This window comes from Anaerobacillus alkalidiazotrophicus, from assembly GCF_001866055.1.
On the sequence record NZ_MLQS01000030.1, the window covers coordinates 242,928 to 256,124 of the forward strand.

At 33.7% G+C, this 13,197-nt stretch carries 12 protein-coding genes; 9 read left to right on the plus strand and 3 right to left on the minus strand.

The window, feature by feature from the left end; all coding sequences use genetic code 11:
* The first annotated feature begins 66 nt into the window (after positions 1-66).
* Positions 67-1,278, plus strand: coding sequence for a methyl-accepting chemotaxis protein (locus BKP45_RS17230; protein WP_071389824.1), 1,212 nt, complete (start codon positions 67-69; stop codon positions 1,276-1,278).
* Between the two features lie 132 nt (positions 1,279-1,410).
* Here the strand turns inward: BKP45_RS17230 and phnC are convergent, their stop codons facing one another.
* The 3 genes from phnC to phnD form a co-directional block, all read right to left on the minus strand.
* Positions 1,411-2,145, minus strand: coding sequence for a phosphonate ABC transporter ATP-binding protein (gene phnC, locus BKP45_RS17235; protein ID WP_071389825.1), 735 nt, complete (start codon positions 2,143-2,145; stop codon positions 1,411-1,413).
* Positions 2,146-2,155: 10 nt separating this feature from the next.
* Positions 2,156-2,917, minus strand: coding sequence for a phosphonate ABC transporter, permease protein PhnE (phnE, locus tag BKP45_RS17240; protein WP_071389826.1), 762 nt, complete (start codon positions 2,915-2,917; stop codon positions 2,156-2,158).
* Positions 2,918-3,086: 169 nt separating this feature from the next.
* On the minus strand, positions 3,087-4,010 hold the full coding sequence (phnD, locus tag BKP45_RS17245; RefSeq protein ID WP_071389827.1) for a phosphate/phosphite/phosphonate ABC transporter substrate-binding protein: 924 nt from the start codon (positions 4,008-4,010) through the stop codon (positions 3,087-3,089).
* 295 nt (positions 4,011-4,305) lie between these two features.
* Between phnD and BKP45_RS17250 the strand changes: the two genes are divergently transcribed.
* From BKP45_RS17250 to BKP45_RS17285, 8 genes are all read left to right on the plus strand, one after another.
* Positions 4,306-4,809, plus strand: a complete 504-nt coding sequence (locus BKP45_RS17250; RefSeq protein ID WP_071389828.1) for a hypothetical protein — start codon at positions 4,306-4,308, stop codon at positions 4,807-4,809.
* A 222-nt stretch (positions 4,810-5,031) separates the two neighbouring features.
* The gene (locus BKP45_RS17255; protein ID WP_071389829.1) at positions 5,032-6,045 is read left to right on the plus strand and encodes a PTS transporter subunit IIC; all 1,014 of its coding nucleotides are present in this window, start codon (positions 5,032-5,034) and stop codon (positions 6,043-6,045) included.
* A 66-nt stretch (positions 6,046-6,111) separates the two neighbouring features.
* Entirely contained in the window at positions 6,112-6,441 is a 330-nt protein-coding gene (locus tag BKP45_RS17260; RefSeq protein WP_071389830.1) for a thioredoxin family protein, read from the plus strand.
* Positions 6,442-6,579: 138 nt separating this feature from the next.
* Positions 6,580-7,377: a DUF1444 family protein gene (locus BKP45_RS17265; protein WP_071389831.1), complete on the plus strand. Its 798-nt coding sequence runs from the start codon at positions 6,580-6,582 to the stop codon at positions 7,375-7,377.
* A gap of 277 nt (positions 7,378-7,654) precedes the next feature.
* A complete protein-coding gene (locus BKP45_RS23390; RefSeq protein WP_071389832.1) occupies positions 7,655-10,144 on the plus strand; it encodes a DNA translocase FtsK in 2,490 nt (829 codons plus the stop codon).
* A gap of 439 nt (positions 10,145-10,583) precedes the next feature.
* Positions 10,584-10,775, plus strand: coding sequence for a hypothetical protein (locus tag BKP45_RS17275; RefSeq protein ID WP_071310129.1), 192 nt, complete (start codon positions 10,584-10,586; stop codon positions 10,773-10,775).
* An 86-nt stretch (positions 10,776-10,861) separates the two neighbouring features.
* Positions 10,862-11,959, plus strand: coding sequence for a nicotinate phosphoribosyltransferase (locus BKP45_RS17280; protein WP_071389833.1), 1,098 nt, complete (start codon positions 10,862-10,864; stop codon positions 11,957-11,959).
* 99 nt (positions 11,960-12,058) lie between these two features.
* On the plus strand, positions 12,059-13,135 hold the full coding sequence (locus tag BKP45_RS17285) for a mechanosensitive ion channel family protein (protein WP_071389834.1): 1,077 nt from the start codon (positions 12,059-12,061) through the stop codon (positions 13,133-13,135).
* Positions 13,136-13,197 lie beyond the last annotated feature (62 nt).

A 13,197-nucleotide genomic window follows, 5' to 3' on the forward strand; every position in this document is an offset into this window, starting at 1 on the left:
AATCTAAAAGTCTAATAGAAGTTTTATAGGCAGTTTATTACATTACTAAAGAATTGAGGAGAGCATATGAAAAAAATTAAAAAAAGTATGAGTAAATTTTTTATTAGTGTAGAAAAAATTATTACATCAGTTGTTCTAGGCGTTCTTATTTCCCTTATTTTTCTCTTGATCAGTAATAATGAAATTATGTCATTAAATTCATTACTATTAATGGTAATGATAAGTGGAGCGTTTTATGGATTTAGATTTATTATTGGTGTTAAACAAATAAGAAGCATTAGGGATATGGAACACCAATTAAATGAAATCTTAGAAGATCCAAACACGGCACCTACGAATTTTCAAAATCTAGCATACTTAATGAAGGATGTAGTTGATGCTAATAACTCTCGTATTGAAGAATTAGAAGAAAAAGAGGCACGCTTAATAACTTTATTTAATAAAATTGAAAGTAAACTAGTAAACCAAGAAGAACAATATAACGAATTTAACTCAATATTATTTGAGCTATCAGGGGGCTTAGATACACAAGTGAAGTCTGCGAGAGATACCTCTCTAGCGATGGAAGAAATCGCTACAGGGGTAAATCAAATAGCTGAAACAAGTGGGATTGCAAATTCATCTAGCATCGTTGCTTCTCAAACTGCACAGGATGGAAAAAGACAAGTAACATCGGTAATAAATCAAATGAATAAAATTGATAGTTCTTTTTCAACATTGGCAGATACAGTTAAAGAATTTGAAGTAAGTACAAAAGAAATTGGAGCAATTATTGAAGAAATAAGTAATATAGCTAATCAGACTAACCTTTTGTCATTGAATGCAAGTATTGAAGCAGCAAGAGCAGGAAATGAAGGAAAAGGATTTGCGGTTGTAGCAAATGAAGTAGGTAAACTTTCTAAGCAATCTAACCAATTCGCAGAAAGAATCTCAGAATTGATAAAAAGTATTCAAGTTCAAGCAGATCGTGCTAGTGAAGCAATGGACATTTCGAAAGGTGACGTAGTATCTGGGTTACACATTGTAGAGAATTTATCCTCATCATTCGAATCAATTAATAAAGCTACCGAAACAATTAATGAACAAATTCATGAAATATCTGCTATTAGCCAACAGATGGCTGCAGGAACTGAAGAAGTGGCTGCTAGTTCTGAAGAGATTACTAAAATATCTAGAAAATCAAGTGAGAACTTTAATGTAATTATTCCAATTTTTATTGAACAGTTCGATGTAACGAATACAATTTCAGACATCATTACACAAACTAATAATAAATAGCCTGTCAATTTTTAGATGGAACCTCATAGTTGAAATCGTGGAGGTATACCATTCGTTAGTTATATAAAAGCAAGCATGGGTAACTAAATGCCATGCTTGCTTTTCCTTTTATATTATAAAATAATTTCTATTCTAAAGATAAACTTCATTATAGGTTTCATCAGTGAAATACTCTGGAGTATCATCAAATATGACTTTCCCTTCTCTTAAAGCAATAATTCTTGTTGCAAATTTTTTTGCTAAAATTACATCGTGAACATTTATTATCGTTAATAGATTATATTCATTATGCATTGTTTGTAATAACGAAAAAATTCGGTTAGCAGTTCCAGGATCTAAGCTAGCTACTGGTTCATCTCCTAGAAATACTTTTGGATTTTGTAGCAATGCCCTAGCGATGGCCACACGTTGTTTTTGACCACCGCTTAATTCTTCAATACGCTTATCTTTATGAGGAGTTAAATCGACACTCTCAATCATCTTATTAGCTAATTGTTTTTCTTCTTTTGAGAATAATCCTAGTAAGTTTTTCAAAGGTGTTCGACTACCGAACATTCCTGTTAAGACATTTTGATATACTGTTAATCTTGGAATGAGATTAAAATGCTGAAATATCATTCCCATTTCAACACGTACCCTACGTAATTCAGTTTCTTTTAAAGAAAAGATATTCTGATGATTTAAAATGACAGATCCTGATGTTGGGCGTTGTAGGCCGTTTAAACATCGAATAAAGGTTGATTTACCCGCACCACTTTTTCCTAGGATACATATAAATTCTCCTCTATTAAATGAGAGACTAATGTTAGATAAGGCTTTTTCTTTTACCTTCGGATATTTTACATGTAAATTATTTAATTGAAGCATACACATCACCTTATATAACCCTTTCTCTAATTTTTCCGCCTATAAAATCAACTACAATAACTAATATCATAATGACCAATATGTCAGTTGCTACAGATTTATATTGGAACGTTTGGAAATGATTAAACAATTGTTGTCCAATCCCGCCAGCGCCGATAAACCCTAAGATTAGTGAAGTACGTATGGCCACTTCAAATCGGTAAAAAAAATGGCTGAGTACATTTGGCCATATTTGCGGTAATATTGAGAATAAAACTGCAACCCACCTTGTAGCCCCTACAGATTTCATTGCCTCTTGAGGGCCTGTTTCTGCAGATTCAATTAATTCAGAAATTAACTTTCCTAATACGCCGATGTTGTGGAGCATAATTGCTAAAACAGCTGGAAATGGTCCTAGTCCAAGAGAGACGACAAATATAAGGCCAAAAACAATTTCAGGTATTGAACGTAAACCACTAAGCATTGAACGATTAAAGGTATACAGAGCTGCATGTCGACTAGTATTTCTAGCTGACATAAAACTAAGAGGAATCGCTATTAATAGAGCAATGAAAGTACCTAAGAACGCCATTGCTAACGTAACGATTGAAGCGTCAATTAATCGTGGCATAATGGACCAATTTAGAGGGAAAAACTGATCTTTAATGAAGTGAAACATAGTAGGTATATTTTTAAATTTTTCAAACTGAAACTCGGTCAGATCAATACTAATCCAGACAAAGAACAATAACAATAAACCTATAATAATAAATTTTGGGTTAAACCAAACCATTTTAATCTCCTTTTTGATAGCAGTATATGATGAAAGAGGGATGCAATAATGCACCCCAAAAATCTGTATTTATCCCACTCTTAAGGGGCAAGTAAGACCCCCACTGATTGAAGTTCAGCTTTATTATACTCCTAAGTGGCATGTAAGCACCAAAAAAGAGAAAACCTTCTTAATCAAGCGGAGCGTCCATACGTCCATCAATGATTGCAGCTTCTCGAAGTGAGGCATAATCCTCATTAGTTGCTGTAGTAAATGCAGATGCACCAAATGGGTTTAATATTTCCTCATCAGTAATCCCGATAAAAGCTTGTTGAAGCTGTTGTTTCAAGGAGTCATCCATATTTGGGTGAACAGCCCACGGATACTGGAAAAGAGGCTCTGATTGCCAAATAATTTTATAATCATCAGCATCTAGATTACCGGAACGAATCATAGATTGAAAAAGCGCGCTATCGATAGCCCCAGCGTGAACATCCCCATTTAATATTACCTGAGCGGTAATGTCGTGTGAACCAGTATACCTTACAGTTTTGAAGTCATGGTCATCTTCAGTTCTAAAAACTCCACGTTCTTTTAAAGCTACACCAGGAATTAAAGAACCAGACGTCGATGACATACTTGCAAAAGCAAAATCAATATTTTCTTTATCTAAAAGAAGTTCATCTAAAGTATCCCATGATGAATCACTGCGAGTAATTATATATGAAAAATAGTAAGGTTCTCCATCAACTAATTGTGTAATAATCGCCTCTGCACCGCTTCTTTCATGTGCAATTACATAAGTAAGTGGGCCGAAATAGGCCATATCAATATGTTCATGAATTAATGCTTCTACTACCCCATTATAAGCAGGATAATGGTCAATCTTTACAGGCCGCTCGAGTTCTTGTTCTAATATCGCTTGTAATTTGACCATTGCTGTTTCCATTTCACCTTCAGATTGAGATGGTATTAAACCAATAACAAATTCTTCTTTTGTTTCATTTTCTTTGCTTGAATCAGTTCCTTCTCTGTTAACATTCTCATCATTTTGCCCACATCCTGTAATTACTAGAATAAAAGCAAAAAATAAAGTGAAAATAACTTGTTTCATCCTCTCAACACCCCTGTATAAAAATTAGTAATCAAACAGATAACAAATTATTATTAAGATACCATAATTAATAGTTTTCAGCAAATGAATACGTTCTTCAAAATAATAAAGAGAGCTTATAATATTATTAGTTGCTTGGAGAAAGAGACTTTTGTAGAATTTTGTCAAGGGTTGTCAACGCAGTGTTAAGTAAGTTATTATAATAATGACGGTTTCAAACATAAAATGATAGAAATCTAGTAGTTATTTTAGGTGATATTTCCGAGGGCTATAAAACAGCGGAGGAGGTGCTATTGTGAGGATTATATTAGCAAAAATCAGCATAGTGTTAATTTTTTTGTTTCTTACAGGATGTACAGTAACAAAAGAGCAAGCAGTAGAAACAGCTAAAAATTCTTTTGAATCAGGTGTTATTTCCGAACCTAGAGAACCCAATAATGAAACTGAGTTATTTAATTATTATCTACCACCAGGGTTAAACATTGAAGAAGAAGCGGGAAACAACCTTATTTTAAATAGAGGAGAACAGATATTTATCATTTTTTCAAATCCTGCCGAAGATTTTACTAGTCAAGTAAACTTTGAGCAAGATAAGATTGTTGAAGATAAAGCAATTTTAATAGAAACAATAGAAGTTGAAGGAACTTTTAATTATATTATTGTCGCACCATTTGACAATGATAAGTATAAAGTAATACTTGGAAGCGGTGGAGAAAAAGGCACTACTATTACTGAATTATCAAATATTAAGGATAGTGTTGAAACTTTAGTAGAGATCATTAGATCTGTTAGCTATTAAATATATGTACAATGACTTGAGGCAAGTGGATCACTTGTCTCTTTTTCGTGTTAGGAATGTATAAAAATTTAGCAAGCTGATCCTCTAAGTACTAAAAGAGCTATGTATAAGTCTAACACTATATATTAACTTTACATATATCTTGTCAACTGAATGGTAATTAAATATGATAGAAAAGGAAAGAATAAAAACAAATAAATATTATTAGGAAGGTGTTTTGGTTTGAGGAGTTTTTTACATAAAAAAGGTGTTGAATTATCGTTAAAGACATATTTTGTAACATCTCTTAGCTATATGGCTCTTGGTCTTTTTTCTTCACTTATTATTGGATTAATCATTCGTACTACAGGTCAGCAAATTCCTAAACTTGAGTTTTTGGTTCCGATGGGACAATTGGCCATGGATTTAATGGGTCCAGCTATCGGTGTTGCTGTTGCATATGGACTAAAAGCACCAAGACTGGTACTTTTTTCGGCCGTTATTACTGGAGCGGCAGGGTCTCTACTTGGTGGTGGTCCGGCAGGAAGTTTTATTGCAGCGCTGATTGCTACTGAGATAGGTAAATTAGTCTCTCAGGAAACACGTTTGGATATTATTGTTACTCCGTTTGTAACAATTGCTACTGGTTATACTGTTGCAACCACAATTGGACCGGTAATAGCTGGAGGGCTTGATTACTTTGGACAACTAATTATGTGGTCTGTAGACCGCCAGCCATTTGTAATGGGAATTTTAGTAGCACTTTTGATGGGACTTGCGTTAACAGCACCAATTTCTAGTGCAGCAATTGCTTTTATGCTAGGCCTTGAAGGTCTTGCTGCTGGTGCAGCAACCGTTGGGTGTGCAGCTCAGATGATTGGATTTGCGACAAGTAGTTATCGTGAGAATGGGTTTTCCGGATTTGTTGCTTTAGGAATTGGTACTTCTATGCTTCAAATTGGAAACATCGTGAAAAACCCATTAATACTAATACCGCCAACTGTTGCGGGTATTGTGTTAGCCCCTTTTGCTACTATTGTTTTTCAAATGGTTAATAATCCAGCTGGTGCTGGTATGGGAACGAGTGGATTAGTTGGACAAATAATGACTTTTACAGTAATGGGCTTTACATGGGAGGTTGCTATTGGAGTGCTGTTACTTCATTTTATAGGTCCTGCTGTGATAAGCTTAGTATTATCAGAATGGCTTCGGAAGCTCGGCTTGATAAAATTAGGAGATATGAAAATTGAACAATAAACCATACACTTTATTCAGTGTTTTAAATAAATGGTTATTTTAAATTGATGTTAGGAGAGGATAGATATGAAATCGTTGCTATCAAAAGAAATGTTTATTGATGAAATTAAGAACGGCCTTTCAGTTGTTGTGTTTTCGGCTGACTGGTGTCCAGATTGTAGAGTGATTGAACCTTTATTGCCTGAGGTAGAAAAAATATTCTCACAATTTACATTTTACTATGCTGATCGCGATAAATTAATAGATCTGTGTGGTGAAATGGATATTTTTGGTATACCGAGTTTTGTTGCTTTTCAGAATGGAAATGAGCTTGCTCGTTTTGTAAGTAAAGACCGAAAAACAAAAGAAGAAATCGAACAATTTTTACAAAAAGCTTTAGAAAAAGTTGATAAATAATGAATTGGGGTAGCTTTAAGTAGCTACCTCTTTTGCATGACTGTCCTATTTGCTAATATAGTTGAAATCAAAATCTTTGGTCGTGCGGTGTGATCATGGTAAAATTATTGAGATTAGATAAAAGGAGGCTTATTTGTTATGAAGCCATTAGAAATGAAACGAGAACTAGAAAAACGTTTACTCTCACAAAATAGACGAATATCATACGATAGAGATGAACAAAAGCTAAGGATAGAGGATAAAACAATTAATAAAGGAGTTACATTATCTATCTCAAAACTTATTGCTAAGTGGAAAGTGAAAAAGGAACAGGCAATTGAGGAAACTGTCCATTACGTTGAAGCAGCCTTACAAGCAATGACGACACCCATTGTAGTAAAAGGTAATGAAAAAAATATATTTCCTGTAATACGCTCAACCTCATTTCCGACACAATCTGGAGATGGAAAAGAGTTTTTATGGGAAGAACATACAGCCGAAACTAGAGTGTTTTATGCCATTGATCAGGGTTCAACATTTGCTTTATTAACTAATGAAATTTTGGAAAAAGAAAATGTAGACAAAGTAAGAATAAAGGAAATGGCATTATTTAATCTTCGTTCTCTACAGAATGAACCGACAATAGACGAAGTTGCGGGTAATACATTTTATTTTTTAAACAAAAATGACGGGTATGATGCAAGTAAGGTGTTAAATGACCAGCTATTAAAAAAATATTCAGAAATAGCTCGTGGTCAGTTAACTGTTTCTGTACCACATCAAGATGTTTTAATCATTGCTGATATTAGAAACGAAACAGGGTACGACATTTTGGCACAAATGGTTTTTCAATTTTTCACAAATGGAAGAACTCCAATTACAGCATTACCGTTTATTTATAAAGAAGGAGAGTTAGAACCTGTATTTATACTCGCTCACCGAAAACCAAAACAATAAAGAGGCTGTCTTTAGAATTGTCAGTTCATCTCAATGATATTAATAAATTGAGGTGGCTGATACTTCTACGATAGCCTCTTCTATTTTTATTTCAGTTATGATAAAATCACTCATTGCATGAACATTAAAATTAAATGTAAAATAGCTAGTTGTTTTTTGTCTATTTAGTTATGATTATACTAGAAAATATACGAATGATGTATGATTAGTAGATAGAAAACTTGTACTGATAATTATTGTAAGAATGGAAAATTGAGATTATAGAAAAGGTGATTTTATGTTTAAACGTGTAAAAATAGCTTATAAAAAAGTTCATTCCTTTTTATTTGGACAAGAGGAGGAGCATATACATACTCGAGAAGAAAGAAAAAAATATTACGGTCGAATAACAACAGATATCGATACAGATGCCCGTATGATACATCAATATCCGAAACAAGGGAAATTTCGCTTTCCAATAATTGAAGATGAGAAGAAATCAGCTAGAACTAAACCAAGTTTAGAAGGTGAAAAAGTACGACCTGTTCGGAAGATAACAGAAAAAAAAGTGGAACAAAGAGAAAATGTACTTACTCATAAAAAACAAAGTGAACAAAAGGATTTACCTGGTAAGGATGAAGAAAGAAAGAAATTTCAAGGAGTTAATTTTAAAGCACAAAATATCCCTTCTCCCGTTTATGCGTTTAATAAGCCACAGCCAAAAATAGAAAATAACTTTGAGGAAGAGGTAGCACCTACGCTAGAGTTAATTGAAAATCAAGCATTCTTACCGAATGAAAATGTTGGGGTCCCTATACTAATAAATAAAGATATCCCATCGGAGATAGAAACTACAAATATTAATAGAGAAATTGTTAGTAACGAATTACTTAATGTAAAGGAAGATGAACTGTTTCAAGAAGGTATTTATGCTGAATTTGAGATAGAAGAAAATGGCGAAAATAGAGCAGGCGATGAAGTGTGTCAAACTGAACCTCTCGAAAAGCAGCTAGCTTTTGATCAGGATGAGAAGATAGATGAGGGAAATGTTGAGTTAATTGGAAATGATCAGGATGCTATAACTTACAAAGGCGCTCATAAAGAAAAGATTGTTGAAGAGGAGATTATCCCTACTCTCAATATAGAAAATATTGAAACAGTAGCCCCTGTAGAGACATTTGATAAGAGTAAACGAAAAGATAGTGAACAAATACAAAAGAAAAATTGTGGCCTAACTGAACATTCTACCTCTATGATGAATACAAATATAAATAAGTCTAACAAAACAACGCAAGATGCGTCTTCAAAAAACATTGTTCCTTTCAATGTCTTGATGCTTAAGAAAGATAAGGTAGTTCAAAAAAAACTTGACCAGAATAACTATCAATTTCCTACACTACAACTTTTAAATATACCTGAAAAAAAATCAGGCGATAGTTACCAATGGTTAGAAGAAAAAAAACAATTACTAGCAGCCACACTTATAAATTTTAATGTTCAGGCGAAAGTTGTTGGTGTAACAAGAGGCCCTTCCGTTACGCGTTTTGAAATTCAGCCAGAAGCAGGTGTGAAAGTAAGTAAAGTGACAGGTTTAACAGATGACATTAAACTAAGTCTTGCTGCTAGAGATATTCGTATGGAAGCACCAATCCCTGGAAAAAACGCGATTGGAATTGAAGTTCCAAACGACGTTAGTTCCCCTGTTTTCATTCGGGAGATTTTGCGTAGTGGCGAATTTTTAAATAACCCTTCCCCCCTTACTGTTGCAATGGGTCTTGATATTGAAGGGAAACCAGTCGTCACAGACATTCAAAAAATGCCACATGGATTAATTGCTGGTTCGACGGGGTCGGGGAAAAGTGTATGCATAAATTCTATTTTAATTAGTATTATGTTTAAAGCGACACCTGATCAAGTAAAACTAATGCTTGTAGATCCGAAAATGGTTGAACTAGCACCATATAATAATATTCCTCACCTTGTAACGCCGGTTATTACCGATGCAAAACAAGCAACAACTGCTTTAAAATGGGCAGTTGAAGAAATGGAACGCCGTTATGAGTTGTTTGTTCAAAATGGTGTCCGTGACATTAAGAGATACAACGATGTAATGAAGAAGGATAATGATACTATACTAGCGATGCCTTACATTGTTATCGTAATTGATGAGTTGGCGGACTTAATGATGGTTTCTCCTCAAGATGTAGAAGAAGCGATTTGTCGAATAGCTCAAAAAGCAAGAGCTTGTGGTATTCATTTGCTATTGGCAACTCAACGTCCTTCAGTCGATGTTATTACCGGGTTAATTAAAGCCAATATACCTTCTCGTATTGCTTTTTCTGTATCATCACAAGCTGATTCAAGAACAATAATTGATTCGGGTGGGGCAGAAAGGTTATTAGGAAAAGGTGATATGCTTTTATTTGAAAATGGTGCATCAAAACCTATACGAGTACAAGGTAATTTTGTCTCAGATGAAGAAATAGATAGAGTAATATCTCTTGTGAAACAGCAAAGAAAGCCAAACTATTTATTCGATAAAGAACAACTTGTTAAAACGTACGAAGCGAATGACCAAGAAGACGAATTGTTTGTAGAAGCTTGTTATTATGTCATTGAACAAGGTGTGGCATCATCATCAAGCTTACAGCGACGTTTCAGAATTGGCTTCAATCGTGCAGCGCGCCTTATTGATATGATGGAATCTAGAGGGATCATCTCTGAAGCAATGGGTTCGAAACCTCGAAACGTCCTTATTTCCGAAGAGGAATTACATGATAGGATTTAAGAAGATAATGTGCAGAGTTTAACAATATTGTAAAATAAGATAAATAAAATTACGTAAATATAAGGTATTATATAAGTGAATTTCATAATTTCATTAATTGAGCGATAGAAAACTATATCTAGTTGGAAACGTACCGATCGAACTCTATATAGTTTCTCGATCTCCTGATATCAGTATTATGAAATTCATTAATATATAAAATAAGTGAAAAAACTAGAATCAAATTTAAGTTTTGTATAAAATTAGGGTTAATAAGAGAACATCTTCTGTTTAAATTTTTCTTGTTTTCTCTTAAAAGGTTTTATATGATTAATATGTTCTTGTTTTTGGAAAAAATTGAATAAGGGATGAAAGAAAGTGAGAAAAACATGGTTTTTACTTTAAGTTTTTCTGTAATATGACTCTAGCTATACCATACTTTCTATAAGGAGTGGTCACGATGCAAGAGATTCAATTATCAAGCTTAGTAAAATCAATTTCTCCTCAATGGCTTTCCTTATTGACGGAAGATGAATTAAGCATGCTTATCGTTCTAAAGCACGGATTTGCCAATTTGAATGAAGGCGATGTTAAAGAAATTATTGAAGCAGCAATACTTGAGCAACATAAAGGAATTGCATATCTTCACTAATCGTTAACCTTGCCCGTGACAGGATAAATTTGTCCATCACGGGCAATCTAATAATAAATGACACCGTATAAACCAAGGGGTAAATTATGAAAGAGATAAGACTAAAATTAGAAGGTAAAATTAAAAGATTAACGAACCAAACATTTAAATTTGATGAACGTGTGAAAGAAGGTTGGTTTTCTGCAGTTTATTTTTTGAAAACTCGTGAAATTGTTGAGCGCTACAAAAAAGATAACCATGTAACAATGCAATTTTTCCAAAAAACTGATGCTGTCCTTTGTGGAACTGATGAGGTTATTGCACTTGTTAAAACATTTGCTAGAAATGTAGACGAGCTCGAAATACATTCATTAAAGGATGGTGACAAGATAAAACCATTCGAAACAGTATTAACAATTTCAGGTCCTTACCAAAATTTCGGTTATTTAGAAGGAGTCATTGACGGAATTTTAGCGAGACGTACATCTGTTGCTACGAATGTATATAATGTGGTGAAATCAGCGAGTCTCTCTGGTAAGAAAAAGCCTGTTATTTTTATGGGAGATCGTGACGACCACTTTACACAACAATCAGGAGATGGATATGCTGCTTACATAGGAGGTTCAATTGCCCAGGCTACACATGCTATGAATGAGTGGTGGGGAAAACAAGGAATGGGTACAATGCCACATGCACTTATTCAATTATTTGAAGGTGATGTAGTTGAAGCAACTCGCGCTTACCACGAAACTTTCCCTGATGACGACTTAATGGCACTTGTTGATTATAATAACGATGTAATCACTGATTCCTTAAAGGTTGCTAGAGAGTTTGGCGAATTGTTAAAAGGGGTTCGTATAGATACATCTAAAACTATGGTTGATCAGTACTTTTTTAGAAATCCTGATGTATTAGGCTCTTTTGATCCACGTGGGGCCAATCCAGAATTAATTTTTGCTTTACGCAAAGCTTTAGACGACGAAGGTTTCAATCACGTAAAGATTGTTGGTTCGGGAGGCTTTGATGCAAAACGTATTGAAGAATACGAAAAAAGAGGAGTTCCTGTTGATATTTATGGTGTTGGAAGTAGTTTGCTTAAAATACATATTGGATTTACTGGAGACAATGTATTATTGAATGGAAAACATCAAGCAAAAACAGGTCGTATATTCCGACCAAACCCTCGTCTTGAAAGAGTTGATTAAAATTAACACACAAGCTTCTGAATAAGGGCTTGTGTGTTTTCTATTTTGATTATTGATTGTAAAATATAAATTAATGAATAATTCACGAGGTAATCTAATATGGAAATAATAGATTTATTAATTTCACTACCTATTTGGGTTGATGTCGGTATCTCCTTTTTAATTTTTATGTTTTTTTTATTGCTTAGGAAACTCTTTACGAAATATGTTTATAAGTTGATTATAAAAGTAGCTAAAAAATCACCTAGTGATTTCTTTATAAATTTATTTATGGCATTTGAAAAACCGCTAGGATGGTTTTTTGTATTAATTGGTCTTTATATTGCTATTATTAATTTACCTTATATTCATGGCTTTGAAGAGCAAATTATAAAAATATATCGTACATTGTTGATCGTTTTAATTACATCAGGTTTATATAATTTAGCAGCTACTTCGTCACCGATATTTGAAAAAGTTAGCGAAAAATTACACATTGAGGTAGATCGTATATTAATTCCTATACTTTCAAAGATTTTGCGCTTTTTTATTGTAGCACTAAGTTTAAGCGTAATAGCTCAAGAGTGGGGGTTCGATATTAATGGTTTTGTGGCGGGTTTAGGTCTTGGCGGTCTAGCAATTGCTTTTGCTGCCCAAGAAACAGTAGAGAATTTCTTTGGTGGTATAGTCATTATGACAGAAAAACCTTTTACGAAAGGGGATTGGATTAAAACCTCTATTGTAGAAGGAACAGTTGAGGAAATTAACTTTCGAAGTACTAAAATTAGGGTGTTTCGACAAGCGTTAGTAACTGTGCCGAACTCATCACTTGCAAATGAAGCAATTCTAAATTGGTCGCGAATGGGTAAAAGACAAATATCGTTTCATTTAGGGTTGAAGCTTAACACCCCAAAGTGGAAATTGGAAAAATGCATGAATGAAATCGAAAAGATTTTAAGAAATCATGATGATGTTCATCAAGAAACAATTTTCGTTCATTTTGAAGGTTTCAGTGAAAGTAGTTTAGACATATTTTTGTACTTTTTTACTAAATCAACTGTTTGGGGAGAATATTTAGAGGTAAAACAATCCATTAATTTTAAGATCTTAGAAATACTTCAAAGAGAAGGGGTAACAGTTGCGTTTCCATCTAGAAGTTTTTACATTGAATCAAATTTTCTTGATAATCAACAATAGAATATTCTTTAACTATTAGGTACACATGTAGGCCTGAAAGTATAAATGAATTTATAAAGCAG

Excerpts from the sequence above, each read along its gene's own strand:
- BKP45_RS17280 (WP_071389833.1), top strand. The coding sequence starts at position 10,862 with ATGAAAGAGATAAGACTAAAATTAGAAGGTAAAATTAAAAGATTAACG.
- BKP45_RS17230 (WP_071389824.1), top strand. The coding sequence starts at position 67 with ATGAAAAAAATTAAAAAAAGTATGAGTAAATTTTTTATTAGTGTAGAA.
- BKP45_RS17285 (WP_071389834.1), top strand. The coding sequence starts at position 12,059 with ATGGAAATAATAGATTTATTAATTTCACTACCTATTTGGGTTGATGTC.
- BKP45_RS17265 (WP_071389831.1), top strand. The coding sequence starts at position 6,580 with ATGAAGCCATTAGAAATGAAACGAGAACTAGAAAAACGTTTACTCTCA.
- phnE (WP_071389826.1), bottom strand. The coding sequence starts at position 2,917 with ATGGTTTGGTTTAACCCAAAATTTATTATTATAGGTTTATTGTTATTG.
- BKP45_RS17275 (WP_071310129.1), top strand. The coding sequence starts at position 10,584 with ATGCAAGAGATTCAATTATCAAGCTTAGTAAAATCAATTTCTCCTCAA.
- BKP45_RS23390 (WP_071389832.1), top strand. The coding sequence starts at position 7,655 with ATGTTTAAACGTGTAAAAATAGCTTATAAAAAAGTTCATTCCTTTTTA.
- BKP45_RS17260 (WP_071389830.1), top strand. The coding sequence starts at position 6,112 with ATGAAATCGTTGCTATCAAAAGAAATGTTTATTGATGAAATTAAGAAC.
- phnD (WP_071389827.1), bottom strand. The coding sequence starts at position 4,010 with ATGAAACAAGTTATTTTCACTTTATTTTTTGCTTTTATTCTAGTAATT.
- phnC (WP_071389825.1), bottom strand. The coding sequence starts at position 2,145 with ATGCTTCAATTAAATAATTTACATGTAAAATATCCGAAGGTAAAAGAA.